Annotated in this window: 22 protein-coding genes, 2 tRNA genes and 2 pseudogenes; 11 read left to right on the top strand and 15 right to left on the bottom strand. The window is 71.4% G+C overall.

Features of this window, described 5'->3' with window-relative positions; all coding sequences use genetic code 11:
- Positions 1-41: 41 nt before the first annotated feature.
- The 3 genes from ACFYPM_RS09080 (at position 42) to ACFYPM_RS09070 (ending at position 2,524) form a co-directional block, all read left to right on the top strand.
- The gene (locus ACFYPM_RS09080) at positions 42-1,040 is read left to right on the top strand and encodes an SDR family oxidoreductase (RefSeq protein WP_387192897.1); all 999 of its coding nucleotides are present in this window, start codon (positions 42-44) and stop codon (positions 1,038-1,040) included.
- 59 nt (positions 1,041-1,099) lie between these two features.
- Positions 1,100-1,861, top strand: a complete 762-nt coding sequence (locus ACFYPM_RS09075) for an ATP-binding protein (RefSeq protein ID WP_387192894.1) — start codon at positions 1,100-1,102, stop codon at positions 1,859-1,861.
- Positions 1,862-1,951: 90 nt separating this feature from the next.
- Entirely contained in the window at positions 1,952-2,524 is a 573-nt protein-coding gene (locus ACFYPM_RS09070) for a DUF5709 domain-containing protein (RefSeq protein ID WP_387192891.1), read from the top strand.
- 6 nt (positions 2,525-2,530) lie between these two features.
- On the opposite strand, the gene ACFYPM_RS09065 is transcribed toward ACFYPM_RS09070, so the two are convergent.
- Positions 2,531-3,184 (bottom strand): response regulator, encoded by a 654-nt coding sequence (locus ACFYPM_RS09065; RefSeq protein ID WP_387193423.1) that lies wholly within the window; start codon positions 3,182-3,184, stop codon positions 2,531-2,533.
- Positions 3,185-3,198: 14 nt separating this feature from the next.
- Positions 3,199-4,338: a MacS family sensor histidine kinase gene (gene macS / locus ACFYPM_RS09060; protein WP_387192888.1), complete on the bottom strand. Its 1,140-nt coding sequence runs from the start codon at positions 4,336-4,338 to the stop codon at positions 3,199-3,201.
- A gap of 119 nt (positions 4,339-4,457) precedes the next feature.
- Between macS and ACFYPM_RS09055 the strand changes: the two genes are divergently transcribed.
- Positions 4,458-4,913, top strand: coding sequence for an ATP-binding protein (locus tag ACFYPM_RS09055; protein ID WP_387192885.1), 456 nt, complete (start codon positions 4,458-4,460; stop codon positions 4,911-4,913).
- A 16-nt stretch (positions 4,914-4,929) separates the two neighbouring features.
- Here ACFYPM_RS09055 and ACFYPM_RS09050 read toward each other — a convergent pair whose 3' ends face one another.
- Positions 4,930-5,868 (bottom strand): ribose-phosphate diphosphokinase, encoded by a 939-nt coding sequence (locus ACFYPM_RS09050; protein WP_387192882.1) that lies wholly within the window; start codon positions 5,866-5,868, stop codon positions 4,930-4,932.
- Positions 5,869-5,967: 99 nt separating this feature from the next.
- On the opposite strand from ACFYPM_RS09050, the pseudogene glpK reads away from it, so the two are divergent.
- Positions 5,968-7,451 (top strand): annotated as a pseudogene (glpK, locus tag ACFYPM_RS09045) (glycerol kinase GlpK).
- A gap of 185 nt (positions 7,452-7,636) precedes the next feature.
- Here glpK and ACFYPM_RS09040 read toward each other — a convergent pair.
- The gene (locus tag ACFYPM_RS09040) at positions 7,637-8,470 is read right to left on the bottom strand and encodes a phosphoribosylaminoimidazolesuccinocarboxamide synthase (protein ID WP_387192879.1); all 834 of its coding nucleotides are present in this window, start codon (positions 8,468-8,470) and stop codon (positions 7,637-7,639) included.
- Between the two features lie 139 nt (positions 8,471-8,609).
- On the opposite strand from ACFYPM_RS09040, the gene ACFYPM_RS09035 reads away from it, so the two are divergent.
- Positions 8,610-9,941 (top strand): ABC transporter substrate-binding protein, encoded by a 1,332-nt coding sequence (locus ACFYPM_RS09035; RefSeq protein ID WP_387192877.1) that lies wholly within the window; start codon positions 8,610-8,612, stop codon positions 9,939-9,941.
- 63 nt (positions 9,942-10,004) lie between these two features.
- On the opposite strand, the gene ACFYPM_RS09030 is transcribed toward ACFYPM_RS09035, so the two are convergent.
- From ACFYPM_RS09030 to ACFYPM_RS09010, 5 genes are all read right to left on the bottom strand, one after another.
- Positions 10,005-10,259 (bottom strand): hypothetical protein, encoded by a 255-nt coding sequence (locus tag ACFYPM_RS09030; protein WP_357246715.1) that lies wholly within the window; start codon positions 10,257-10,259, stop codon positions 10,005-10,007.
- Between the two features lie 195 nt (positions 10,260-10,454).
- Positions 10,455-10,531, bottom strand: a tRNA-Met gene (locus ACFYPM_RS09025).
- A gap of 161 nt (positions 10,532-10,692) precedes the next feature.
- Positions 10,693-10,766, bottom strand: a tRNA-Met gene (locus tag ACFYPM_RS09020).
- A gap of 183 nt (positions 10,767-10,949) precedes the next feature.
- The gene (locus ACFYPM_RS09015; RefSeq protein WP_387192874.1) at positions 10,950-13,958 is read right to left on the bottom strand and encodes a UPF0182 family protein; all 3,009 of its coding nucleotides are present in this window, start codon (positions 13,956-13,958) and stop codon (positions 10,950-10,952) included.
- A 96-nt stretch (positions 13,959-14,054) separates the two neighbouring features.
- Positions 14,055-15,068, bottom strand: coding sequence for a PDZ domain-containing protein (locus ACFYPM_RS09010; protein ID WP_387192873.1), 1,014 nt, complete (start codon positions 15,066-15,068; stop codon positions 14,055-14,057).
- Between the two features lie 115 nt (positions 15,069-15,183).
- On the opposite strand from ACFYPM_RS09010, the gene ACFYPM_RS09005 reads away from it, so the two are divergent.
- Complete coding sequence (locus tag ACFYPM_RS09005; RefSeq protein WP_387192870.1) at positions 15,184-16,473, top strand: zinc-dependent metalloprotease; 1,290 nt, start codon at positions 15,184-15,186, stop codon at positions 16,471-16,473.
- Between the two features lie 130 nt (positions 16,474-16,603).
- On the opposite strand, the gene ACFYPM_RS09000 is transcribed toward ACFYPM_RS09005, so the two are convergent.
- Positions 16,604-17,212 (bottom strand): hypothetical protein, encoded by a 609-nt coding sequence (locus ACFYPM_RS09000; RefSeq protein ID WP_387192867.1) that lies wholly within the window; start codon positions 17,210-17,212, stop codon positions 16,604-16,606.
- A gap of 447 nt (positions 17,213-17,659) precedes the next feature.
- Positions 17,660-18,190 (bottom strand): M48 family metallopeptidase, encoded by a 531-nt coding sequence (locus ACFYPM_RS08995; RefSeq protein WP_387192864.1) that lies wholly within the window; start codon positions 18,188-18,190, stop codon positions 17,660-17,662.
- 513 nt (positions 18,191-18,703) lie between these two features.
- Between ACFYPM_RS08995 and ACFYPM_RS08990 the strand changes: the two genes are divergently transcribed.
- From ACFYPM_RS08990 to ACFYPM_RS08980, 3 genes and pseudogenes are all read left to right on the top strand, one after another.
- Positions 18,704-18,874, top strand: a complete 171-nt coding sequence (locus tag ACFYPM_RS08990) for a DUF5679 domain-containing protein (RefSeq protein WP_167457767.1) — start codon at positions 18,704-18,706, stop codon at positions 18,872-18,874.
- Positions 18,875-19,089: 215 nt separating this feature from the next.
- Positions 19,090-20,202: pseudogene (locus ACFYPM_RS08985) on the top strand (hypothetical protein).
- Positions 20,199-21,545, top strand: a complete 1,347-nt coding sequence (locus ACFYPM_RS08980) for an ABC1 kinase family protein (RefSeq protein WP_387192861.1) — start codon at positions 20,199-20,201, stop codon at positions 21,543-21,545. Before ACFYPM_RS08985 ends, ACFYPM_RS08980 begins: the two are co-directional and overlap by 4 nt.
- Positions 21,546-21,845: 300 nt before the next feature.
- On the opposite strand, the gene ACFYPM_RS08975 is transcribed toward ACFYPM_RS08980, so the two are convergent.
- The 3 genes from ACFYPM_RS08975 to ACFYPM_RS08965 form a co-directional block, all read right to left on the bottom strand.
- Positions 21,846-22,211, bottom strand: coding sequence for a WhiB family transcriptional regulator (locus ACFYPM_RS08975; RefSeq protein WP_328420094.1), 366 nt, complete (start codon positions 22,209-22,211; stop codon positions 21,846-21,848).
- Positions 22,212-22,341: 130 nt separating this feature from the next.
- A complete protein-coding gene (locus ACFYPM_RS08970; protein WP_387192858.1) occupies positions 22,342-22,590 on the bottom strand; it encodes a hypothetical protein in 249 nt (82 codons plus the stop codon).
- 122 nt (positions 22,591-22,712) lie between these two features.
- Complete coding sequence (locus ACFYPM_RS08965; protein WP_387192855.1) at positions 22,713-24,881, bottom strand: ATP-dependent DNA helicase UvrD2; 2,169 nt, start codon at positions 24,879-24,881, stop codon at positions 22,713-22,715.
- A 92-nt stretch (positions 24,882-24,973) separates the two neighbouring features.
- Between ACFYPM_RS08965 and ACFYPM_RS08960 the strand changes: the two genes are divergently transcribed.
- Entirely contained in the window at positions 24,974-25,216 is a 243-nt protein-coding gene (locus ACFYPM_RS08960) for a mycoredoxin (protein WP_357066605.1), read from the top strand.
- 70 nt (positions 25,217-25,286) lie between these two features.
- Here the strand turns inward: ACFYPM_RS08960 and ACFYPM_RS08955 are convergent, their stop codons facing one another.
- Positions 25,287-26,591: an MFS transporter gene (locus ACFYPM_RS08955; protein ID WP_387193420.1), complete on the bottom strand. Its 1,305-nt coding sequence runs from the start codon at positions 26,589-26,591 to the stop codon at positions 25,287-25,289.
- Positions 26,592-26,774: the final 183 nt, after the last annotated feature.

The following is a 26,774-nucleotide window of genomic DNA, read 5'->3' as shown; positions in this document are numbered from 1 at the left end:
TGCCTGGCATGACCAGACCCGGGCGGGGGTACCGCCCAGGAATGCCGCTGACCCGCAGCCTCGACGATTCGACCGTGGTGATCACTGGCGCGTCCAGCGGGATCGGCACGGCGACCGCGTACGCGTTGGCCCGCCGGGGTGCGGCAGTCGTGCTGGCCGCCCGCAGCGAGGCGGCTCTCCGCCAGGTCGCGCGGCGCTGCCAGGAGTTGGGCGGCCGGGCGCTTGTCGTGCCGACCGACGTGACCGATCTGGATTCGGTGCAGCGGCTGGCCGATCGGGCGGCGGCCGAGTTCGGTCGCATCGACGCCTGGGTCAACAACGCCGGAGTGGGCGTGGTGGGCCTGTTCGACGAGATTCCGATCGCCGAGTTCCGTCGGGTGGTGGAGGTCAACCTGCTCGGCGCCGTGCACGGCATCAAGGCCGCCCTTCCGTACCTCGGCGCGGCCGGCGGCGGCGTCCTGGTCAACAACGCCTCGGTGCTGGCCGAGGTGGCCATGCCGTACCAGTCGGCGTACAACGCCACCAAGCACGGCATCCGCGGGCTGGCCGACACGGTCCGACAGGAGTTGCGGGTCACCGGTCGCGGTCAGATCTCCGTCTGCACGGTGCTACCGGCCACCATCGACACCCCGTTCTTCCGGCACGCGGCCAACCACAGCGGTCGGGAACTGATGCCGCCGCCCCCGATCTACCCACCGGAGGTGGTCGCGGAGACCATCGTCCGGGTGCTGCGTCGGCCCCGGCGCGAGGCGTACGCCGGCGGCGCGGGCCGCCTGCTCGGCCTGCAGTGGCGGCTGGCGCCCGCGCTCGTGGAGCGCGCCCTCGGCTGGTACGCCCACCGCGCGCAGTTCGGCCCGGGCGCGCGGGTGGACAGCAGCGGCAACGTCTTCGACACCGACGGGCAGGCCCACGCCGACGGCGGCTGGCACGGTCGCCGACGTCAGTTGGTGCGGATGACCGCCGCGTTCGGTCTCGCCGCCGCTGGCACCGCCGTCGGCACGATGGCGGCGATCAATCGTCGATCCCGGTTGGCGCCCTGATGACCGGCATCGAGCGCCCGAATGCGCGAACGGTCAACGACGCGCACAATGGGGCGATCATGTCCAGCTGTCTGGTGGAGATCGACGATTCGTCACCGGTGGTCCGGCTGAGCGGGACGCTTGACGCCGCCGGAGCCGAGGCGGTACGCGGCGCGCTGCTCGCCTGTCTCTGGGACCGACCGGGCCCGGTGGTGGCGGACGTGACCGGGCTACGGGTCGCGGACCCGGTCGGGCGGGCCGTCTTCGCCGAGGTTCGCCGCGAGGTCGCCGACTGGCCCGCCGTGGATCTCCTGCTGTGCGACCCGGCGGTCGACCGTCCCGAGCAGGTGGAGGCCGGGGCACCGACCCGGCCGACGATGGTGGCCGGCGTGCCGGCCTGGCCGACGGTGGACGGGGCGTTGGCCTCGGTCGCGGTGGCGCCGATGGCGGCGGTGCTCACCGCCGAACTGGCCCCGGCGGTGGGAGCCGCCCGGGAGGCCCGCGAAGTGGTCACCACCGGCTGCCGACGCTGGGGCATGGAGATGCTGATCGACCCGGCCAGCATCGCGATCACCGAAATGGTGAACAACGTGGTGGCGCACGCACGGACCCCGATGACGGTCCGGCTGGCCCCCCAGGACGACACCCTGCACCTGGCGGTGCGCGACTACTCGGCGCGTCGGCCGATGTTCGCCGGGTTGTCCCCGCCGAACCGGGTCGGCGGCCGGGGGCTGCTGCTGATCGACACGGTGGCGCGACGCTGGGGCAGCAGCGCCCTACCGGATGGCAAGGTCGTGTGGTGCGTGCTGCACCCGGAGGACGAGGTCGCACACCTCAGCTGATGCGGCCTATCGCCTCCGGTGCCGCTTTCGACCACGGCACAGCCTCGGGTGCTCCGGTTACGGCGGGAGGGCAGCGGGTAGTGATCAGACATGCGCGACAACGAGTACCCGACCCCCGTGTCCGACACCGAGGCGCAAGGTCTGCCCGACACCGCCGATGACGACTCGACCGCCAACGACGACGTCCTCACCGGCCGCGAGGCGGACGGCCCGGACCCGGCCCAACTCCCCGGCGACCGGACGCCGGTGGCGGTGGACCGGTTCGGGACGACCGCCGAGGAGCAGCTCGACGGCGAGTCGTTGGACTACAAGCTCGACCGCGAGGTCTACGAGCGCCCGGCGGACGACCCGCTGGCCGGAACGATCGACCCGAAGATCGCCTTCGAGGCGGACAACCTGGAAGCCGCCGCGGAGGCACAGTTGGACGCCGACGTGATAAACCCGGGACCCACCTCGGATCCGAACTCGCCGGTCTCTCTCTACGACCACGGTCAGCTCGGCACGGTGGCCGACGCCACGGTGGGTCGGCTGGTCGAGCCGGACGAGGGGTCGCACACCGACCAGGAGACCGACTCGGTGGCGTACGACGCCGGTTCCGCCGGCGGCGGGGCGACCGCCGAGGAGTTGGCCATCCACGAGACGGAGCCGCCGCGCTCGGTCTGATCGTGGTCAGTCGTCCAGGCCCCGTTCGATGGCGTACCGGGTCAGCTCGACCCGGTTGTGCAGTTGCAGCTTGCCCAGGGTGTTCTGCACGTGGTTCTGCACCGTGCGGTGCGACAGTCCGAGTCGCTGCGCGATCTGCTTGTACGACATCCCCTTCGCCACCAGCCGCAGCACCTCGGTCTCCCGGTCGGTGAGCCGAGGCGTTGCCGGTTCCGCGCCGCCGGCCGCGTCGGTGCCCTGCCCCGGCCCGGCGGCCAGCCGGCGGTACTCGCCGAGGACGAGCCCGGCGAGGCCGGGGGTGAAGACCGCGTTGCCGGCCGCGGTCCGGCGAACCGCGTCGAGGAACTCCGCGGGGGCTGTCGACTTCACCAGGTAGCCGGTGGCCCCCGCCTTGACCGCGTCCAGCACGCTCTGCTGTTCGCCACTGGCGCTGAGCATCAGCACCCGCACGTCGGGCAGTGCCGCACGCAGCCCCAGGATCACCTCGACGCCGGAGATGTCCGGCAGTTGCAGGTCGAGGACGACGACGTCGGGCCGGGCGGCGGCGGCCACCCGGATGGCCTGTCGCCCCTCGCCGCTCGTCGCCACCACCAGGAATCCGGCCTCGGTCAGGTCGCGGGCCACACCCTCCCGCCACATCGGATGGTCGTCGACCACCATCACCCGGGTCGCGTTCACCGCTGCGCCCTCGGCACGGTCAGCTCGATCTCGGTGCCCGCCTCGGGGCCGGATGCGATTCGCACGGTCCCGCCCAACTCGATTACCCGACCCCGGATCGACTGGGTCACGCCGAGCCGGCCCTGAGCGGCGGCCTCGGCCAGTCGGCCGTCCGGGATGCCCGGCCCTTCGTCGCGGATCGACACCGTCACCGTCTCCCCCTCGTCCTCGATCAGCACCCAGGCCCGTCCGCCGGCGTGCCGCCCCACGTTGTCCAGCGCCGCGCCGGTCGCGGCGGCCAACTCTCCGGCCACCCGGCGTGGCAGCGGCACCGGGGTGGCCGGGGCGGAGAGCGCCACCGCCGACGAGGCGTACCGGCCGAGCAGGGTCCGCAGGTCCACTGCGGCGGCGTCGGGTCCGTCCAGGGCCACCCCGGGGGTCGGACCGGCGCCGGCGATCAGCGCCCGCAACGCGGCCTCCTGCTCGCCGGCCAGCCGGGCCAGCTCGCCGGCCTCGCCGGGCAGGTCAGCGCCCCTGCGCTGGACCAGCGCCAGCACCTGGAGCACCGAGTCGTGGATCCCCCGGGCCAGTCGTTCCCGCTCCCGGGTGGCGGCCTCCAGTTCCACCGCCCGTTGCAGTCGTTGCTCGGCGCCTGCCGCGAGACGGGCCACGTGCCCGACCACCACCCCGGCGAGCAGCATGAGGATCACCCCGGTGAACGAGGATTGGCCGATCCGCTCCCGGGTGGCCAAATCCGCGCCGGCAACCAGCAGTGCCGCGATCGTGCCCCGCCGTCGGCCGCCGGAGACGGCCCAGGCCAGCACCGGGCCGGCCATCCAGGCGACCCCCATGGTGGGTACGCCGTGGGTGAGCGCCGTTCGCCCGACCACCCACGGGGTGGCCAGCACGACGGCCAGCACCACGCCGAGATCGGCCAGCAGCAGCGGCCAGCGCCGCCAGGCCGGTCGGGCGTACGCGAGCGCGGTCGCCCCGGTCCAGGTCATCATCACGAGGACCAGGGCACCGACGGCGTACGGCTGGGCGTAGCGGTCGGCGTCGCGTACCGCGAGCGCGCAGACGTACGCCAGGGACGCCAGCCTGAACACCGCGAGCGCACGCCACAGCGGCACCTCGAATCCACCTGGCGGCGACGGCATGGCCGTCACGATGCCACATCCGACAGGTAGCACGGCGAGCAGCGAGTGCGGTTCGGGAAACCCTGACGTACGGTGGAAAAGCCGCGAAATACTCCGAGATGCGCCGCCGGGACGGGCCCATGACGAACGCAGATCCGCACGCACCCCGTACGGTTGTGCCCATCGAACCTGCCCTCCTGATCGCCGACGCCTTCGACCAGGCCCAGGTGACCGAGATTCGACACTCGGCCACCTCCTGCGCGCACGCCTCCGGGCTCACCGGCCAACGGCTCGACGACTTCGTGCTCGCGATCAACGAGTTGATCACCAACGCGGTGCGGCACGGCGGCGGACGCGGCTGGCTCCGACTCTGGCACGAATCGGAGCTGCTGGTCTGCGAGGTCTCCGATCACGGGCACGGCATCAGCCAGCAGCGGCTGGGCGACCGCAGCCGGCCAGCCACGGACACCGCCGGCGGCTGGGGCCTCTGGCTGGCCCGCGAGCTGACCGACGCCATGGAGGTCGTCACCAGCACCGCCGGCACCACCGTCCGCGTCACCACGAGCCTCGTCCAGCACGACCACACCCCGAGCTGATCCCGCCCCCGCCGGGTCAGGCGAACAGCGCGGAGACGGACTCCCCGTTGTGGATGCGGCGCATCGCTTCGGCCAGGGCCGGGGCCACCGACAGCACCTGCAACTCGGGGATCCGCTTCGCGGCCGGGATGGGCACCGTGTTGGTGCAGACGATCTCCAGGACGCCCTCCTGGTCGCTGAGCCGCTGCAACGCGTCACCGGAGAAGAGCCCGTGCGTGCAGGCGAGCCGGATCGAACGGACCCTCAGGCCGCGCAGATGCTCCATCAACTCGATCACCGTGCTGCCCTTGGCGATCTCGTCATCCAGCACGATGACGTCCCGATCGGTCACCTCGCCGATCACCGCGCTGATCGTGACCAGGTCGTCGCTGAACCGCTGCTTCGCCCCGGCCGCGACCGGCGTGCCGAGCAGCCGGGCGAAGGCCGCCGCCTCCTTGGCGTTGCCCAGGTCGGGTGAGACCACCACGGTGTTGCTCAGGTCGTAGCGCCGGAAGTGGTTGGCCAGCTCCCGCAACGCGTGCAGGTGATCCACTGGAACGCTGAAGAAGCCGTGCACCTGCGGCGAGTGCAGCGTCATCGCGAGCACCCGGTCCGCACCGGCCGACACGAGCAGGTCCGCGACGAGCCGGGCGCCGATCGAGATGCGCGGCGCGTCCTTCTTGTCCGAACGGGCGTACGCGTAGTGCGGCAGCACCACGGTGATCCGGCCGGCCGAGGCGCCCCGGGCGGCGTCGATCATCAACAGCAGCTCGACCAGGTTCTCCTGCACGGGCGGCACCAGCGGCTGGATCAGGAAGACGTCCCGCTCCCGGCAGTTGGCCTGCAACTGCACTTCGAGACAGTCGTTCGCGAATCGGGACACCCGCACCGGGTGCAGCGGCACCCCGAGGTGGGCACAGATCTCGGCGGCCAGGTCGGGATGGGCGGTTCCACTGAAAACGGCGATGTCGCGCACGTTCGCACATCGTAGGCGAAGCGGCGGCCGGCGACCGGCGGTGGGCCGTAACCGCTCGTGACGCCTGCCGCACCACGCCGCTTTGGGTACGGTGCTGCGGTGACCCCCCAGTACATCGCCGCCATCGACCAGGGCACCACCTCCTCGCGGTGCATCGTCTTCGACTCCGCCGGGGACATCGTCGGCGTCGCCCAGCGGGAACACCGGCAGATCTTCCCCCGACCCGGCTGGGTGGAACACGACGCCGAGGAGATCTGGGACAACGTCCAGCAGGTCGTCGCAGAGGCACTGCGGGTCGCCGGCACCGACGCGGCCGGACTGGCCGCCGTCGGCATCACCAACCAGCGGGAGACCACTGTCGTCTGGGACCGGGCCACCGGCCGCCCGGTGGCCAATGCCATCGTCTGGCAGGACACCCGGACCGGGCCGCTGCTGCGCGAGCTGGCTTCGACCTACGGCGAGGAGCGGTTCCGGATTCGTACGGGCCTGCCGCTGGCCACCTACTTCGCCGGGCCGAAGCTGCGCTGGCTGCTCGACGAGGTCGACGGCCTGCGCGAGCGCGCGGAGCGCGGCGAGGTGCTCTTCGGCACCATGGACAGCTGGCTGATCTGGAAGTTGACCGGCGCGCACGTCACCGACGTGACAAACGCCAGCCGGACCATGCTGATGGATCTCACCACCCTGGACTGGGCGCCGGACCTGCTGGACGCGATGGGTGTGCCGGCGGCGATGCTGCCGGAGATCCGCTGCTCCGCCGAGGTGTACGGCACCGCCCGCGGCGTGCTCGCCGGGGTGCCGGTGGCCAGCGCGCTCGGCGACCAGCAGGCCGCCCTGTTCGGGCAGACCTGCTTCCAGCCGGGCGAGGCGAAGTGCACCTACGGCACCGGTAGCTTCCTGCTGCTCAACACCGGGGCCACCCCGGTCCCGTCGACACACGGCCTGCTCACCACCGTCGCCTACCGGATCAAGGACCAACCCCCGGCGTACGCCCTGGAGGGCGCGATCGCCGTCACCGGCTCGCTGGTGCAGTGGCTACGGGACAACCTCGGGCTGATCTCCACGGCTGCCGAGGTGGAGGACCTGGCCCGTACCGTGGACGACAACGGTGGCTGCTACGTGGTGCCGGCGTTCTCCGGGCTGTTCGCCCCGCACTGGCGCAGCGACGCGCGGGGCGTCATCGCCGGCCTGACCGGCTACATCACCAAGGGGCACCTGGCGCGGGCGGTGCTGGAGGCGTCGGCGTGGCAGACCCGCGAGGTGGTCGACGCGATGGACGCCGACTCCGACGTGGCGCTGCGCCGACTCCGGGTGGACGGTGGGATGACCGCCAACGGCCTGCTCATGCAGTTCCTCGCGGACGTGCTCGACGTGCCGGTGGTCCGGTCCCGGATCACCGAGACCACTGCCTGGGCGCCGCGTACGCGGCCGGTCTGGCGGTCGGCTTCTGGCCGGATCTGGCCACCCTGCGGGCGCAGTGGCGCTCCGACGCGCAGTGGGAGCCGGCGATGGCCCCGGAGCTGCGCGAGCAGGAGCTGGGCCAGTGGCGCAAGGCCGTGCAGCGCACCCTGGACTGGGTGGAGTAGGTCCCGTGTCGACGTCCTGACTGTCGCCGGCCGTCGTGAGGACCGGGCCAGGGGCGGGCCAGGCGTGCGCCCTTTGCTCTGCTTCAACGGGCGCACCGAAAACATGCCGTCAGTGTTGCCTTGGTTGAAGCAGAGCAGAGGGCGTCCAACAGTGACGCAGGGGGCGGCGGACGGCGGTAACGCGCTCAGCTCCAGCGGTTGCCGGTGAGCTTCTCGTACACCTCGACGTAGCGGGCACGCGTCGCCTCGACCACCTCGTCGGGCACGTCCGGTGCCGGGGGCTGCTTGTTCCAGCCGCCGCCGGTGGCCCAGTCCCGCACGTACTGCTTGTCGTAGGAGAACTGCACGCGGCCCGGCTGGTACGACTCAGCCGGCCAGAACCGCGACGAGTCGGAGGTGAGCAGCTCGTCGCCCAGGACCAGGGTGCCGTCCGGCGCCCAGCCCAACTCGATCTTGGTGTCGGCGATCAGGATGCCCCGGTCGGCGGCCAGCTCCGCGCCGCGCCGGTAGACGTCGATGGTGATCTGCCGCAGTCGCTCGGCGGTGGCCTGGCCTACCTTGTCCACCACGTCGGCGTACGTGATGGGTTCGTCGTGTTCGCCCATCGGGGCCTTGCTCGACGGCGTGAAGATCGGCTCGGGGAGGATCGACGCCTCACCCAGCCCTCGGGGCAGCGCCACGCCGGAGACGGTGCCGGTCTGCTCGTACTCCCGCAGGCCGCCGCCGGTGAGATAGCCGCGCGCCACGCACTCGACCGGGAGCATGTCCAGCCGCTGGCAGCGGATCGCCCGCCCGGCGAACTCGGCGGGCACGTCGGTGGCCGAGATGACGTGGTTCGGCACCAGGTCGGCGAGCTGCTCGAACCACCACAGCGAGAGCGCGGTGAGCAGGCGACCCTTGTCCGGGATCGGCGTCGGCAGCGCCACGTCGTAGATCGAGATGCGGTCCGAGGCGACCAGGATCAGGTCGTCGCCGTCGGCGTACACGTCCCGAACCTTGCCCGAGTGCAGAAGTTCCACACGCCCTAGTACACCACGCGGCATCGGGAGGCCTGATTCGACCACCCGTGCCGGGGGGTGACCGGACGGACGTTGACACCTTCGTGCGCTCCCTGCGTGAATGGTCCGACCGCCGCCCTCGCAGGTCCAGGAGACCCCCGTGCCCGTTGTTCCACAGCCGATCGACCGCCTCGGCGCCGACCCGGGCCGGCGCCGACTGCTCGCCGCGCTGCTCGGTGCTCCCCTGCTCGCGTCCGGCGGGCTGGCCGGATGCAGCGACGGCGCCGCCACCTCGACCGACGACGGGCCGGTCGAGCTGTCGGTCTTCTGGTGGGGTGGCACCAGGCGTGCCGAACTCACCGAGAAGGTGCTGCGGCTCTACTCGGAGCGCAACCCCCGGGTGACGTTCCGGGTGACCTGGCAGGGCGCCGATGGCTACTACGAGCGACTGGCCACCCAGGCGGCCGGCGGCAACGTACCGGACCTGATCCAGGTCGACGACACGGTGCTGACCGATTACGCGCAACGCCAGATCATTCTCGACCTCACCGACCGGGTCAGCGACCATCGCCTCGATCTGCGGGGCCTGCCGGAGGGCCTGATCCGCTACGGCACGGTGGAGGGGCGGACGATGGCGGTGGCCGCCGGGCAGACCCACCCGGGTGTGGTCTTCAACCGGGACCTGCTGCGGGAACTGCGGGTGCCGGAGCCGCGCGCCGCAATGAGCTGGGCCGAGTACATCTCCTGGGCGGAACAGGTCACCGAAGCCAGCGACGGCCAGGTGGCCGGCGCCATGGACGGGTCCGGTGACTACCGGGCGCTCTGGCTCTGGCTGCGGTCGCAGGGCGGCGAACTCTACCGGGGCAAGCAGCTCGGTTTCGGCGTGGAACAACTGATCGCCTGGTTCGAGCTGTGGCAGCGGGCCCGCAAGGGGCGGGCCACCCCGGGTGCGGCGCTTGTCGAGCAGGCCGACAGCGGCGAGCCGTCCCGGCAACTGGTGGTGACCGGGTTGACCGCCGCGTCGTTCGCGTGGTCCCACCAACTGCCCGAGTTGCAGCGGCTCACCGAGGCCGAGCTGGGCATTGTCGGCTTGCCGGGGCCGACCGGCGCGCAGTGGGCGCGCGCGTCGATGTTCTGGGCAGCGTTCCGGGGCACCCGCCACCCGGACACCGTCACCGACGTGATCAACTTCCTGACCACGAACGGCGAGGCCGGCACCGTCCTCGGCCACGAACGTGGCCTGAACGCCAGTCTCGCCGTCCGCCGCTACGCCGAGGGCAGCATCACCGAGCCGGCCCAGCAGCGGGCCGCCGCGTTCGGCGCGGCCATCGCCGACCAGCTCGGCCCGGCCCCGGCGCCACCCCCGAAGGGGCACGCCAGGGTGCGGACCCTGCTGGTCACCACCGCGGAGAGCATCCGCGTCAAGCGGGCCGGCACCCGGGCGGCCGCCTCCCGTTTCATCGCCCAGGCCAACGCCGCACTGGCGGCGTGACCACCGGCGGCCGGCCCACGGCCCGCCGCCGTCGACCAACCGATCGGGACGGGCCGCCAGCGGTCAGCGCGGCGGGCCGTTCCGACGGTTGCGGGTCAGACGCAGGACCAGGAACACGATGATCCCGACCACCACCAGGCAGCAGAGCAGGCCGAGAATTCCGAAGCCGCCGCCGCCGCGGGACCGCCGCCGGGCGGCCTCGACCACCACCTCGCCGGCGCCCGTGGACGCCCAGGCCGCGACGGGCACGAAGACCGCCAGTACGGCCGCACCGAGGACCGCGCTGAGCCGGCCCCACCACTTACCGAATGAAGACATGTGCCCATCCTCGCCGACCGACGCAAACTCGGCACGTCGGTCCGCGCCGAGCCTGGTACCGAAGCCGTTCGGAGAGCATCCCGACCGGACGCAACATCCCCGCAACCTCCAGCACCCGGCGACCTTACTCAGGTCGGCGGCCACAAAAACAGGTCCGGCCCCCACGGATGGGGGCCGGACCTGTTGCACTGCCGTTGGTAGCGGGGACAGGATTTGAACCTGCGACCTCTGGGTTATGAGCCCAGCGAGCTACCGAGCTGCTCCACCCCGCGTCGACTGCTTAACCTTAACCCATCCCGTTCGGCGATGATCAGCGGGGTCACCGCTGACGCCAGCGAGCGGGCGAACGCTCGAGCTTCCGAGCAGCCGCACACGTCGGGAAAGTCGAAAGCCCGCCTCCGGCGAACCGGAAACGGGCTTTCGATGTTTCTCGTAGCGGGGACAGGATTTGAACCTGCGACCTCTGGGTTATGAGCCCAGCGAGCTACCGAGCTGCTCCACCCCGCGTCGACTCGCTAACCGTAGCGCACCACCCCCGGCCGCCGCAAAACGACATCCGAATCCGCCGGATCGCGGTCCGGCACCTATCAGTCAAGCCAGGCCCGGATGCGCAACGACAGCGGAGCCCCCGTCGCCAGGACCGGGTGGTCCGACGACGAGGGCTCCGCGAGTTACACCCGGTGAGTGCGGTCAGCCGCCCGCGCTCGGGCTGCCACCCGCCGACGGTGTGGCGCTGCCGCTGGGTGCTCCGGCGGCCCGCTGCGCCTGCTGGAACGCGGTAAGCGCCTCGTCCAGCGTCTTGAGCGCACGACCGTACCGCTCGAAGTCACCCGAGGTCTGTGCGGACCGCACCTCCGTGATCGCGGTCTGCACCCGGTCCGCGGCGACGGCCAGGTCACCGGTCGGCGGCGTGATGCTGGCGCTCGGCGTCGGCGTCGGCGTGGCGGTCCCGCTCGGCGTCGGCGTGGGCGTGGGCGTCGTCGGATTGCCCCCGGTGGTCGGGGGCGGTGACGTGCCGCCCCCGGCCTTCTTACCCTGCTCGACCAGCTGCTTGATGCCGTCGTTGATGTTGTCGGCGAGCGCCACGAAGGAGCCACCGTCACCGTAGGAGACCAACACCTTCTGCAACAGCGGGTACGCGTCCTGCTGGTTGCTCTTCACGTAGACCGGCTCGACGTAGAGCATGCCGTCGGCGAAGGGCAACGAGAGCAGGTTGCCGAACTGCACCTGCGCCTGGTTGCTGGAGAGCAGGGTGAGCTGCTGGCGAATGTTGGCGTTGTTGGTCATCTGTTGGTGCACCTGCACCGGGCCGGAGATCCGGGTCTGATCCGGCAGCTCCAGCACCTCCAGCCGGGGCTGCCCGTTGACGTAGGACCCGGAGATCAGCGCGGCCAGGTTCTGCCGGCCGTTCGGGGTGACCGCGGCGGTGAGCTGGAACCGCGGGCTGTTCTGCCCCGGGAACTGGGTGAACAGGTAGTACGGAGGCTGCTTCTGGCCGCTGTCCGGGGAGTCCGGCACGTTGGGCACCTGCCAGAAGTCCTGTGCGGAGTAGAAGTCGCCGGGGTTCGTCACGTGGAACTTGGTGAGCAGGTTGCGCTGCACCTTGAACATGTCCGCGGGGTAGCGCAGGTGCTCGGTCAGCGCGGCCGGGATGTCCGCCTTCGGCTGGATCAGGTCACCGCCGAACGCCTTGTTCCAGGCCTTGAGCACGGGGTCGGTGTCGTCGTACTCGTAGAGCTTCACGGTGCCGTCGTACGCGTCGACGGTGGCCTTCACCGAGTTGCGCATGTAGTTGACGTTCTCCCGGGCCAGCTGGAAGGTGCCCCGGTTGGTCAGCTCGTCGGTGGTCTCGGTCTGCAGGTTGACCCGCTCGGCGTACGGGTAGGTGGCCGCCGTGGTGTAGCCGTCGACGATCCACTGCACCCGACCGTCGACCACCGCCGGGTACGGGTCGCCGTCCAGGGTCAGGAACGGCGCGACCTTCTCCACCCGGTCCCGCGGGTTGCGCACGTAGAGGAGCTTGGAGTCCTTGTTGACCGCCTCGGAGAGCAGGAAGTTCGACTCCTGTTCCTTGATGGCGTACAGCAACCGCCGCGTGAAGGAGCCGATCTCGACGCCGCCCTCGCCGGTGTAGGTGTAGGACTCGCCGCCACCCTCACCGACCGGCCTGTCGAACTCGGCCTTCTTGTTCGGGTCGGCCTGACCGACGATCGCGTAGTCGTCGGCCGCCATCCGCTCGCCGTAGTAGATCCGCGGCTGCGTGGCCGGGATCTGCTCGGTCTGCGAGGAGCACGCCTCCTGGGTCTTCTCGCCGAGGAAGCCGGACACGAAGAACGGCTGCCCGCCGCAGACCACCTGGTTGGCCGGGGCGGCGACCAGCCCGTACCCGTGGGTGTAGACGGTGTGCCGGTTGATCCAGGTGTTCTGCTGGTCGGTCAACTCGCCGTAGTTGATCTCCCGGACGCCGACCACGTAGTCGGAGACCTTCCCGTTCACCCCATAGCGATCGATGTCCAGCTTGGGGCCGAAGTCGTAGAAGCCACGCACCTGCTGGAGCTGGGTGTACGTCTCGCTGACCAACTGCGGGTCGAGCAGCCGCACGTTCGACACCACCGAGGTGTCGGTGGCCAGGTTCGCCGGTGGGGTGGAGTTGTTCGCCGCGAACGCGGTCGTCTCGGTGGCCCCCAGCCCGAACGCCGCTCGCGTCGCGTCGATGCTGCGCTGGATGTACGGCGCTTCCTTGTCCTTGGCGCTCGGCTTGACCTCGAAGGTCTGCACCGCCCAGGGGTAGATGCCGCCGATGGCCACCGCGGACACACCGAGCAGCGCCAGCGAGATCCCCGGCCAGACCAGGTTCCGCATCCAGGCGTTGGAGAACACGACGATCGCGATCGCCACCACGATCGAGATGTACGCCAGGATCTCCTTCGCCGGCAGCAGCGCGTTGACGTCGGCGTAGCCGGCGCCGTACAACTTGGCGCCCTCGTTGTACTCCAGCAACATCGCCCGCCGGTCCAGCACGTACGCGACGGCCTTCAACAGCACGAAGACCGCGACCAGGCTGCTCAGGTGCGCGCGGGCCGCGTTGCTCATCCGGTCCCCGACGCCCTGCAGGCGGACCCCACCGAAGAGGTAGTGCACCGCCAGCGCGCCGATCACGGCTAGCACCACAGCGGTGAAGGCGACCCCGAGCAGGTAACGCCAGAACGGCAACTGGAAGACGTAGAAGCCGATGTCCACCCCGAACTCCGGGTCCTTCACCCCGAAGTCACCGCCGTTGCGGAAGAGCAGCCACTGGCTCCACCGGTTCTGCGCGGAGAGACCGGCGAAGAGCCCGACCACCACGGCGGTCAGCGCGATCCAGGTGCCCAGTCGCGGGCTGAGCGCCATCCGATAACGCTCGAGCGTCGCCTGCTCCACCGAGTGCGGACGCAGCCGCGGACGCAACCGGTGCGCCAGCCACAGGTTGCCACCGACGACCACCGCCATGCCGAGACCGACGGCGAGGAAGAGCAACAGTCGGGTCACCAGCACGCCGGTGAAGACCTCGGTGTAGCGGACCTCGTCGAACCACAGCCAGTCCGTCCACGCCTGGACACCCCAGCCGAGCAGGGTGAAGAGCACGAACACCCCGACCAGGACCGCGATGGTGACGCGCCCGCGCCGACTCATCCTCGGAAGGGGGCTGCTGCTACGCATGACCACTGTTGGCTCCGCACGCTCGATGTGATCGGCTCCGACCAGGCACCCAGAGTACGGGGTGTTCCTGAGCGTGTCGGGGCACGGTCACACCGGTCAGCAACGAGTCGGCTGACCCCCTGCGCGCAACGTCTCCAGGGCGGTCATCGCCTCGTCCAACGAACCCACCCGCAACAGCGGCAGACCGGGCTGTGGATTGCGGACCGCCTCGGCGCAGTTGTCCGCCGGCACCAGAAAGACCTTCGCGCCAGCGCGCTTCGCCCCGACCAACTTCTGGGCGATGCCGCCGATCGGGCCGACGGCGCCCTCGTCGTCGATGGTGCCGGTACCGGCGATGATCTGGCCGCCGGTGAGGTCGGCCGGGGTCAACTTGTCGACGATCCCCAGGGCGAACATGAGACCGGCGCTCGGCCCGCCGATGTCCCCCAGGTCGATGCCGAGGGTGAACGGGTGCGGCTGCTGCTGATCGATCTCCACACCGATCCGCGGCCGGCCATCCTGCTCACGACTGGTGATCGTCGCCGTGGCCGGCGCGCCGTCGCGGGTGTAGGAGATGGACAACGCCGTACCCGCCGGCTTGGCCCGGATCAGTTCGGTGACCTTCGCGGCCACCGGCACCGGCTGACCGTCGACGGAGGTGATCACGTCACCGGCCTTCAACGCCCCGGCCGCCGGCCCGTCCCCGGCCACCGTCTTGATCACCACCTGCACGGGAAAACCCAACTCGCGCAGCGCGGCCGTCTCCGCGCTGGTCTGCGACGCCTTGAAGTCCTCCGCGTTGCGCTGCTCGACCTGCTCGGTCGACTCCCCCGGCGGGTAGACCAACTCACGCGGCACGACGGCCTCGTCGTCGGAGAACCAGCCCGCAATCGCCCCCCGCAACCGCACCGTGGGCTGCACACCCACCGTGGTCAGCCGCAACTGGCCGGCGGAGGTCGAGGTCTCCCGCCCGGAGACCTGGATGACCTCCTTGCCATCCTCCGTGCCGAGGGTGTTGACCGTCGGGCCGGGGCCGAGCACCACGTACGGGATCGGCACCCGCAGCACCCCGATGCTCAGCAGGGCGGTGAACAGGGCACCGAGCAGGACCGTCAGGCCACGACGTCTCATGCCGCAGAGCGTACCGACCGGCCGGGCGCCTCCCGTCGGATGCGCCACGCGACTTCGCCCTCAGCGCAACACCAGCGGCGGCGACCTGGGGCGCGGTCCGCGTACCGTAGACGTCGTGCCTGATATTCCGTTCGGCTTCGCGCTCCCGGGTGGGCAACCACCAGACCCCAACGATCCCGCGCAGATGCAGCAGTTCATGTCGCAGTTGCAGCACCTGCTCTCCGCGCCGGGCAGCGGTCCGGTCAACTGGGACCTGGCCCGGCAGGTAGCGGCCAGCCAGCTCGCGGCCGCCGGCGACCCGGCGGTGTCACCGTTTGAGCGCAACGCGGTCGAGGAAGCGCTGCGCCTGGCCGACCTGTGGTTGGAGCCGGCCTCGTCCTGGCCGTCGGGCATCCAGTCACCGGTGGCCTGGAACCGCAACGAGTGGATCTTCAAGACGCTCGACGTGTGGCGCAAGCTCTGCGACCCGGTCGCCAGCCGGATGGTCGGCGCGATGGGCGACCTGGTGCCACCGGAGGCGCGCGCCCAGCTCGGCCCGATGCAGTCGATGGTGGCCTCCCTCGGCGGCGCGCTCTTCGGCGGCCAACTCGGCCAGGCGCTCGGCTCGCTCGCCGCGGAGGTGCTCTCCGCCGGCGACATCGGGCTGCCACTCGGCCCGGCCGGCACGGCCGCCCTCATCCCGGCCAACATCCGGGCGTACGGCGAGGGCCTGGAACTTCCCGAGGACGAGGTCCGCCTCTACGTGGCGCTGCGCGAGGCGGCTCACCAGCGGCTGTTCCAGCACGTCCCGTGGCTGCGCGGGCATGTGCTCAGCGCGGTCGAGATGTACGCCTCGGGCATCCGCGTCAACCGGGAGGCGATCGAGGAGGCGATGGGTCGGGTCGACCCGACCGACCCGGAGTCGATGCAGGCGATCGCCCTGGAGGGCATCTTCACCCCGGAGGACACTCCGGCGCAGAAGGCCTCCCTGGCCCGACTGGAGACCGCACTAGCCCTGGTCGAGGGCTGGGTCTGCCACGTCGTGGACAGCGCCGCCAGCGACCGGCTGCCCAACGTCGTCCGGCTGGGCGAGGCGTTCCGCCGCCGCCGGGCCGCCGGTGGCCCCGCCGAGCAGACCTTCGCCGCACTGGTCGGCCTGGAACTGCGCCCGCGCCGCCTCCGCGAGGCCGCGGCACTCTGGGCCGCGCTCACCGAGCACCGCGGCATCGAGGGTCGCGACGCCGTCTGGGGTCACCCGGACCTGCTCCCCTCGGACGACGACTTCGCCGACCCGGTCGCCTTCGCGATGAACGACACGGACCTGAGCGAGCTGGACAGCTTCGACTTCACCGCGCCCGGCGGGGTGGAGGAGAAGGCCCCCGGTCAGCCCGACGAGACCGACGACGAGGGCGACGTCAAGCCCTGAAACCTGGGTCGTGCCGCCGGAGCCCGTGGCCCCTGGGTCCGGGGCGCGTGCAACCGGGTGCCCGTGCTGCTCGACGGCGGGCACCCGACGTGCGGGTGGCCGTGGCTGGGCAGGTCGGTAACCGTTCCGGTCAGGCGGGGCGGCCCGAGCCGGAGAGCAGGGCGCGGGTCGCTTCCCAACCCTCGAAGGCCGGGTCCAGCGTGGCCAGGTCAGCCGGGCCGCGCAGTCGACGCCAGCCCGCGGTGACCGCCACGTCAGCGGGGCGCGGTGCGTTGGCGCGCGCCTCGGCCGGCCTCGCCGTGTCCAGGTGCAGCGTCGGTAGCCAGTCCGGCGCGGGCAGTCGTACCGCCACCCCGAGCAGGCCCGGCCCGCCACCCTCGACCGGAGCCACCGCGACCGGTCGGGTGGTGAGTGGACGCAGCAGCTTACCGACGGTCAACGCGGGCAGGTCAGGCACATCCGCGACCAGCACCGCCGCCTGGTCGTAGCCCTCCAGCGCGGCGAACACGGCGTTCGGCGTGGCCTCGGCCACCTCGTACACCGTCGTGCCGGGCCACACCAGCGCATCGGCCAGCGCCCGGTCGGCCGGGGTCACCGCGACCGCGACCTCCACCTCGTTGAGCGTGGCGAACAGGTCGATGACGTCTTCCGCGAGAGCCGCTCGCCATTCGGCCAGGTCGACGCCCGGAGGCGACCAGGAGACCGACCCGAGCAACGCCACTACCACCCGTCGCGCCATCCCCCGACCCTAGCGCCCCACCCCACCCGCCCCGACCCACCCGCCCGCCCTGCCGCAGGACACGCCCCGCACGGCCGCCCCGCACGGCCACTCCGCACGGCCGCCCCGTACGGCCGCCCCGTACGGCCGCCCCGCACGGCCGCCCCGTACGGCCGCCCCGTACGGCCGCCCCGCACGGCCGCCCCGCACGGCCGCCCCGCACGGCCGCCCCGCACGGCCGCCCCGCACGGCCGCCCCGCACGGCCGCCCCGCACGGCCGACACCGCGCCGCGCCCGCCGGCATGATCGACTCGATTTCATTGAAAGCGCGGCCTCCGTATGGCGTCGACAGCGCGGTTTTCAGGAGACCGAGTCGATCTAGGCCAATCAGGTTGAGGCCCGGGAAGAAGGGGTGTCCGAGGGGCGTCGACAGCGCCCCTTTCAGGAAGCCGAGTGGATCTAGGCCGATCAGGCGGGCAGCGGAGCGCCGGAGGCGGCAGCAACACCTTCGAGGTAGCCGCGGGCGCGTTCGGCTTTGGGGTAGCGGCCGACCAACGCCCAGAACCGGGCGTTGTGGCTGGGCACGATCAGGTGTGCCAGCTCGTGCAGCAACACGTAGTCGATCACCCAGTCCGGCATTTCCCGAACGCGGTGTGAGATCCGGATGCTGCGGTCGGCAGGGGTGCACGAGCCCCATCGGCCGTTCTGGTTGGTGACCCATCGGACGCTGGCGGGCACCGCCTTCGTGGCGTACCCGGCGAGGTAGAGATCGATGAGCCGGGTGGCACGGGCCAGCAGCTCCGTGTCGGATCGGGCCAGGCGGCCCTCGCGGGCGGCGAGCCGGGCGAGCATCCGGTCGACCCACTCGCTCTCCTCGGCCCGGGAGAACTGATCCGGGATGAGAACGACGACTCGCTCACCGTCACGGTACGCGGACACCGTACGTCGCCGACGCTGGCTGCGCCGCACCTCGACGACCGGCTTGCGCGTCCCCGCCATCACTGGCCCGCGCAGCCTCGGCTACGTGTCACGAAGGAAAGCTAATGCCCACTGACCAGGGGTCCGCAAGAGTCAACCACTCGGCACGCGCCCGGAAAGTGGTAATTAGTCGACAGGCGTCCCGAAAATTTCTTGACCGCAACGGCACCGCACCACCTCGTCACCCTTGGTGAACACCGATGGTGCCCCTACGTGGCACCTCCCCACCGTAAGTGATCACGGTGCCGATTGCCCCCTCGGGGGCACTCGCACGGGTATCTGTGGGGGTTTGGTCGGCGTGTCCCCGCCAAACTGACTTATCCGACCTATTTCGCCATGCACACTCTCGACGTCGACTAGCTCACAGTGTCGATGCACAGCTGACATGGAACCGCCCAGACCTGGGTAGGGTCCGCGGACCAGCGGTCACGTAGGTGGCCGTGGAGTGAGACCCAGCGCCGGCGCCCCGTGTGGCCCGCCGCCGGGCACCCCGCCGGGACGGCATCGACCGGCGGACGAGACGAGGAGGGCACCGTGGCCGACCAGGCCCAGACGACCTACAACGGTTACTGCGTGAAGTGCAAGGAGAAGCGGGACTTCGAGGGGCACGTCGAGGTCTCGAAGACCGGAATGAACATGGCAAAGGGCAAGTGTCCGGTATGCGGCACAACAGTGAACCGCATCCTGGGCAAGGCCAAGGTCTGACCCGTACGAGTGGCGGGGGCGGGGTGGCCACCGGTCACCCCGCCCCGTTGCCGTCTCCGCGGTCGGTGGGTCGCCGGTGCCCTGTCGGGTGGCCGACAGCCTCGCCGGCGGGCTGTGGATAACCCGGCAAAGCCTGTGGACAACGCTGGACAGCGGCCTGAGAACCTGTGGACAACGATCGACCGAGCGCGAAGAAGCGCTCACGATTGGTGACCATGAGCCGCATCGTTCTGCCCCGCCCCACCTTGCTGCCCGGCCTCAACCGGCTGTGGCGAGACCGCCACACCCTCTAGCTCGGCGTCGGCCCCGGGCCGGCGGTGCTGCTGGAGCTGGCCAACCCGCGTGCTGCCCACCTGCTCGACCTGCTCGACGGCACCCACAGCGAGCGCGCCGTGCTGGCCCGGGCGGCCGCCGCGCAGGTCACCAACGACGACGCGCGTACCCTGCTCGACGCCCTGCGTGCGGCCGGCCTCCTGGTGCCCGCCCACAGCCTGCTCCCCCGTGACCTGGCCGGCCCCGCCCGCGCCCGGCTCACCGCGGAGGCCGGCGCGCTGGCCCTCGCCGCCGCTCGACTACCCGGCACCCCCGCCCAGGTCCTGCGTCGACGACGGGTCGCCCGAGTCGTGCTCACCGGCACCGGGGCGCTCGGCGGGCCGCTGACGGTGGCGTTGGCGCAGGCCGGCGTCGGGCAGGTGGTCCCTCTCCTCACCGGCCCGGTGCGCCCCGTGGACCTGGTCGGCACCGGCATTCCCGCCAGCGAGCTGGGTCATCCGCTGTCGCCGGCGGTACGGGCCGCGGTCGACCGCTCCGCGCCCGGCACCAACACCCAGCCGGTCCGAGCCGGCCGGGTGGACCTGGTGATCCAACTCGGCACGGACCGGCCGCCCGCGCTGCTCGCCGCCGGTCTCGCCCAGCGTCGGCAGCCACACCTGCTGGTCACCCTGCGCGAGGGCGTACCGGTAATCGGGCCGCTGGTCTGCCCGCCCGCCGGCCCGTGCCTGCACTGCGTTGAGCTACACCGGGCCGACCGCGACCCGGACTGGCCGCGGCTCGCCGCCCAACTCGCCGCAGCGGAGCCAGTGGCCGCCGGCGCGACCGGCACGCTGCTCGCGGCCATCGGGTACGCGCTGGCCGAGGCACTGATACAGCTCGACGGCGGGCAGCCGGAGACGCTGGGCGCGGCCGTGGAGATCGCTGGCGCGGGTCGTTTCCGACGCCGAGGTTGGCCGCCGCACCCGGCGTGTGAGTGCTCGCGGGGGCGAGTGTCCGCACCAGCCCGGCCGCAGAGCAGCAGCGGAGCCCTCCGGTCGGTAACAATGGCCGAGTGACCGACATCCCGCGCCGCGCCGTGTCCCGCACCGCCAAGCTCGCCGCCCTGCCGCTCGGCTTCGCCGGCCGGACCGTTCTCGGCATGGGAAAGCGCGTCACCGGGCTCGCCTCCGACGTGATCTCCGCGGAGATCCAGCAGCGCACCGCCGAGCAGCTGTTTAGCGTGTTGGGCCAGCTCAAGGGCGGGGCGATGAAGTTCGGCCAGGCGTTGTCGGTCTTCGAGGCCGCGTTGCCGGAGGAGATCGCCGCGCCCTACCGCCAGGCGCTGACCAAGCTCCAGGAGGCGGCGCCCCCGCTGCCGGTCGCGAGCGTGCACAAGGTGCTGGCCGAGCAGCTCGGCCCGGACTGGCGGGACCGGTTCGTCGAGTTCAACGACGTCCCGGCGGCCGCGGCCAGCATCGGCCAGGTGCACCGGGCACGGTGGCGTGAGCCGGGGTTCGACGAGTCGGGCGCGCCGAACAGCCGCGACGTGGCTGTCAAGATCCAGTATCCGGGGGCCGGTGAGGCGCTGCTCTCCGACCTGAAGCAGCTCTCCCGCCTGGGCGGGATGTTCCGGGCCATCCAGCCCGGCCTGGACGTCAAGCCACTCCTTGTCGAGTTGCGGGAGCGGATCACCGAGGAACTGGACTACGAGTTGGAGGCTGAGTCGCAGCGCGCCTTCGCGGAGGCGTACGCCGGCGACCCGGAGATCTACATCCCTCAGGTGATCAACGCGGCGCCCCGGGTGCTGGTCACCGAGTGGGTGACGGGCACTCCGCTGGCCGACATCATCCGGGAGGGCACCGAGGAGGAGCGGGACGAGGCGGGCCGGTTGATGGCCACCCTGCACCTCTCCGCCCCGCAGCGGGCCGGGCTGCTGCACGCCGACCCGCACCCGGGAAACTTCCGGATGCTGCCCGACGGCCGACTCGGGGTGATCGACTTCGGCGCGGTGGCCCGGATGCCGGAGGGCACACCGGAGCCGATCGGTCGCATCGCCGCGTTGGCCCTGCGCGGCGACGCCGACGAGGTGGTGGCCGGGCTGCGGTCAGAGGGGTTCATCGGCGCCACCGAAGAGATCGACGCCGAGGGGGTGCTCGACTTCGTCCGTCCGATGCTGGAGCCCATCGCGGCAGACGGGTTCCGGTTCACCCGGGCCTGGCTGCGGGGCGAGGCGGGCCGACTCGCCAGCCCCCGCTCCCCCACCTACCAGCTGAGCAGGCAGCTCAACCTGCCGCCGTCGTACCTGCTGATCCACCGGGTGACGCTCGGCTCGATCGGGGTGCTCTGCCAGTTGGAGGCGAAGGCTCCGTACCGCAGCATCCTGGAACGCTGGCTGCCCGGTTTCGCCCCGGCCGCCTGACCACGCGCGTCGGAAAGGGCGGGTGCCGGTCGGCACCCGCCCTTCCTCGCATCGGGGTGGTACTAGAGAACGCCCAGGTCGCGAGCCGTCTGGTTGCGGCTGTTCATAGCGACGGTACGGGCGGATCGGGTTGCCTCAGTGCGCGTGGTGGTACGACCGGCCTGAGGCCGACGCGTTCGAGCCCTGGACAACGCTTGGTGGAGTAGTTGCATCTCGAAGGATCCGGTCGAAAGGTTGAACATCGTCATCTCGCTCACTGCCGGTGTGCCACCGGCGTAGTTGGTACGGGTCGGGAACATGTCAGGCTGCCAGCCGGACCGCGCCACGCACCTCGGACAGCCCACTGGCCGCCAGGCGCGCCTCGGCCTCGACCCGAAGCTCGGCGTCACGCGCGACGTCCTCCTTGCGCGGACGGCCACGGGGCCGCTTACGCGGAACCACCGCGCCACGCTCGAAGATCTCGCCGCCCCAGACGCCCCACGGTTCCGCACGCTCCACCGCCCCGGCCAGGCACTCGACGCGCAGCGGGCAGTCCCCGCAGAGCGACTTGGCCAGCTCGAGCTCGGCAGGCGAGTCGGAGAACCACAGGTCGGGGTCGAACTTCCGGCAGGGCAGGTTCGCCTCCATCTCGACGCTCACGTCGAGGGGGGCCAACGCCAGACTCATCTCCCGCTCACCTCTCTCTCACTTCGATCTCGTGGATCGCATTCCGACGTACTGAGGACGGGCAAAAAACTGAGGCCGCGGATCCCGGTAAGCGGGTTCCGCGGCCTCGAGGTGAGCCGGTGTCTGATGGTCAGACCGGTTTACCTCGAGGCGGAACGCCGCGGACATCCGTGCGCTTGTTGGCGACCTGGATGCCATTGCCAGTGGACCCACTGGTCCCCTCGACTCCGACTGGTGCGACGGTCAGGATCAGCTCGGCCTTAACCTGGTGCACCTGCGGAACCGACGGCCGTGCAGCCGCAAGGGCCACCCGGACAGCCGACAGCGGAGCGTGGACAGACGGCATCGCCGCCAGACGCTCATAGGTGAAGATCTTCACGGGTGCCACCTCCCTCACGTTCCTCGAATCGACTGAACCAACCCCCGTGAGCAGCCGGAATAGCGCCGCTCGCGTGGTGTGTCCTGAGGCTATTCCTCGCGCCGGGGCGAGGGCAAACGAATTTACGACTGGATTTCGAAAGTTTTCTCCGGGCAGACGTCATCCACCCCCGCGCCGTCCACGAGGGCCAGCACCGACTCCCCATAGAGGCCCAGCTTGCGGGGGCCGATACCGGCGATGGCGATCAACTCCTCGGGCCGGCCGGGTCGCCGCTCGGCCAACGCGACAAGCGTCGCGTCGGTGAAGACCACGTAGGCCGGGACCTTCTGCGCCCCGGCCACCCGCTGCCGCCACTCGCGCAGCCGCTCGTGCAGCTCCTCGTCGATGTCGGACGGGCAGGTGGGGCAGCGGCCGAGCTTGCGGTCCGGGCCGGCGAGCAGGGTGGCACCGCAGATCCGGCAGGAGACGATCTGGGTGCGCCGCCGCTCGGGACGTTTGGCCACCGGACCGGTGCCGGCGCTCGCCCGTTCGGTGCCGCCCGAGCGGTCCAGTTGGGGCAGGAACCGCGACGGCCGCCGGGCTCGTCCGCCCGGCGAGCGCGCGGCGGCGTACGACAGCCAGAGCCACTGCCGAGCGCGGGTGATGCCGACGTAGAGCAGCCGGCGTTCCTCCTCGACCTGCTCGACGGTCTTGGCGTACGTGGTCGGCAGGGTGCCCTCGGCGAGGCCGACCAGGAAGACCGCGTCCCACTCCAGACCCTTGGCCGAGTGCAGCGAGGCGAGGGTCACCCCGTCCACCGTCGGTACGTGCTGCTGGGTGGCCCGCCGGGCCAACTCCTCGGTGAAGTCGGTGAGGGTGACGGGGCGTTCCACCGACGCGGCCTCGCCGATCGGCACCACCTCGGGGGTGGCCGCGTACTCCTCGGAGAGCTGGACCAGCGCGGACAGCGCCTCCCACCGCTCGCGGGCCGCACCGCCGGCCGGGGGCGCGTCCGGGGCCCAGCCGACCGCGCTGAGTGCCGCCACGACGGCGGCCGGCAGCGGTGTCTCCCCCGGGATGGAGCGGGTGGCGGCACGCAGCGCGACCATCGCCTGGCGCACCTCGGTCCGTTCGAAGAACCGCTCCGCGCCCTGCACGACGTACGGCACCTCGGCCTCGGTGAGCGCCTTCTCGTACGCCTCGGACTGCGCGTTGACCCGGAACAGCACGGCGATCTCCTTCGCCGGCGTACCCGAGTCGATGAGGGACCGGCAGCGCGCGGCCACCGCGTTGGCCTCGGCCGGCTCGTCGGTGAAGATCCGCAGGTCCGGTTCCGGGCCGGGTGGGCGTTGCCCGCTCAACTCCAGCCGCAGCCGCGCCTCGGTGCCCCGGGCCTGGGCGATCACCGCGTTGGCCAGCCCGACCACCTGCGGGGTGGACCGGTAGTCGCGGACCAGCCGGACCACCGTGGCGCCCCGGTGCCGGCGGGGGAAGTCGACCAGGTACGCCGAGGTCGCCCCGGTGAACGAGTAGATCGTCTGGCTGGCGTCGCCGACCACGGTGAGGTCGTTGCGGCCGGCCAGCCAGGCGTCGAGCAGGCGCTGCTGGAGGGGGTTGACGTCCTGGTACTCGTCGACCACGAAGTGCCGGTACTGGGTGCGGACCTGCTCGCCGACGTCCGAGTGCTCCTCGATCCCCCACACCGCGGCCCGCAGCATGTCCTCGAAGTCGATCACCCCGTTCGAGCGTTTGAGCTGTTCGTACGCGGTGAACACATCGGCGACCTTCGCCGGTTCGTGCGGTGTGTCGCGCAGCGCCCGGGCCGCGGACACCACGTAGTCCGTCGGCTCGACCAACGACGACTTCGCCCACTCGATCTCACCGGCCAGGTCCCGCGCCGCGGCCCGGTCGGTGCGCAGGCCGACCCGGGCGGCGGCGAGGGTGACCAGCCGCACCTTGCTGTCCAGCAGTTCGGGCATCGCCCGGCCGGACAGCAGCCGGGGCGCGAAGTACCGCACCTGGCGCAGCGCGGCGGCGTGGAACGTGCGCGCCTGCACACCGCCCACCCCGAGCACGGTGAGCCGACTCCGCATCTCGGCGGCGGCCCGGGCGGTGAAGGTGACCGCGAGCACGTGCCGGGGGGAGATCTCGCCGGAGAGCACCCGATGGGCGATCCGGGAGGTGATCGCCCGGGTCTTACCGGTGCCGGCGCCGGCCAGGATGCAGACCGGGCCGGCGGGTGCGGTCACGGCGGAGCGTTGCTCCGGGTCCAGCCCGGCGAGCACCCGTTCCGACGCTGAGTCAACCACCACAACCAGGAATCATCTCAGCTCCTCCCAGCGTTGCAGCGAACAGCCTCGGCTTGACCCGCAAGCCGCGGCCGGAGGAGTTGGAGGATCCGAGGATGCTGACGATGTATTCCACCCCCTGGTGCGGCTACTGCCACCGCCTGAAGTCGCAGCTCGACCGGGAGGGCATCGGGTACGAGGTGGTCGACATCGAGCAGGACCCGAAGGCCGCGGAGTTCGTGATGAGCGTCAACGGCGGCAACCAGACGGTGCCGACGCTGCGCTTCGCCGACGGCAGCGCCCTGACGAACCCCTCGATCACCCAGGTCAAGCAACACCTGGAGACCCTCGACGCCTGATCGGCCGGGTCGCTTTCCGAACGAGCGGTCGCCCCAGTCGGGGCGACCGCTCGTTCGTGTCCGGTATCCGTCACCCGGGGGGCCGCCGGGGCGTGCCCGTCGACACCGGCCGCTCGGCCTCCTCGACCGCTCGCCGGGGCGCCGGGACCGTCGGGCCGGTCGGACGGGTCGGCGGCGTGGGTGGGCGGGTGCCGGGCGGGGCGCTCAGGTGCCGACCCCGCCAGAGGTAACTGCCGGCCGCCAGGGCGGCCACCCCCACCAGCGCGAACAGCATCCGGTAGTCCAGGAAACCGACGAGCAACGCGCCCGCCCCGATGGAGAACGCCTGCGGTCCGCTGACCACCGCCTGGGTGGCCGCGGCGACCCGGCCGACAAGCGCCGGCGGGGTCCGGCGCTGGATCAGCGTGTGCAGACCCACCATCGTCAGGGGCAGGGAGACGCCGGCCAGCAGCACGGCCGCGAAGGCGAGCCGGAGATCGGGGTACGCGAGCACGAACGCGGCTGGCGAGAAGAAGGCCACCCCGGCGGCCAGGGTGCCGACCTCTCCGAACCGGCGGACCAGCGCCGGTGAGCAGAGTCCACCGAGCAGCCCGCCGACGCCCTGCACGGTGACCAGCACACCCACGAACGCGGCGTCGCGGTTGAGCCCCTGGTCGACGTAGGCGAAGATGAGCGACTCGCTGAAGCCCATCACCAGTGACCCGAGCCCGTAGCCGAGCAGCGCCCGACGCAGGGCCGGCTCGCCGGCCAAATGCCGCAGACCGGCGCCCAACTCGGCCGGCCAGCGCAGTCGCGTGGGCGAGGGCGCCTGTTGCGGGGTGGGTAGCGCGGTCACCACCGCCGCCGCGGTCAGAAATCCGACCATGCCGATCCCGGCCAACGCCCACCCGCCGAGCGCCGCGTAGAGCGCCGCGCCGGCCAGCGGACCGATCAACCGCATGCCCTGCCGTACGGTCTGCAGCACGCCGTTCGCCTCCGCGAGCAACTCGACCGGCACCAACTCCCGGATGAGCCCGCTGAGCGCCGCGCCGAGCGTGATCGACGACAACCCGTACAGGGCCGCCACCAGGTAGACGACCCAGACGTCACCAGCGTCCGCGACGGTGAACAGGGGGGTGAGCACTACGGCGGTGACCACGTTGGCGGCGACGAAGAACGGCCGGCGTGGGTAGCGGTCGACGAACCAGCCGATCACCGGTGCCAGCGTCATCGGGGCGACGACGGCGAAGATGGTGCCGCCGGCGAGCCCGTTGGAGCCGGTCAGGTCCTTGACCCAGATCGCGAGCGCGAGCAGCAGGATCGACTCGGCGGTCATGCTGGCCAGCAGACCGCCGAAGAGCAGACGGAAGTCGGGGCGGCGCAGGACGGTGCGCATGGGTCCCTCCGGCGGGATGGCGTGCCCGGGTGGGCGTGGTCGACGGGGCTGCGACCGCAGGTCCGTCGTCATCCGGCATTCCTGTGTTCCATTTTTGTCAGACACGCCCCCGTCGGAACCTCCGACGCCGGTCGCGCCGTCCATACTGGCCGTGGGGGGCGAATTTCATACAGTTACCGTCGC

Source organism: Micromonospora sp. NPDC005203, from assembly GCF_042872705.1.
GTDB lineage: Bacteria > Actinomycetota > Actinomycetes > Mycobacteriales > Micromonosporaceae > Micromonospora.
Note: the sequence above shows the minus strand (reverse complement) of the source record. Positions and strands in the feature narration are given on the sequence as shown.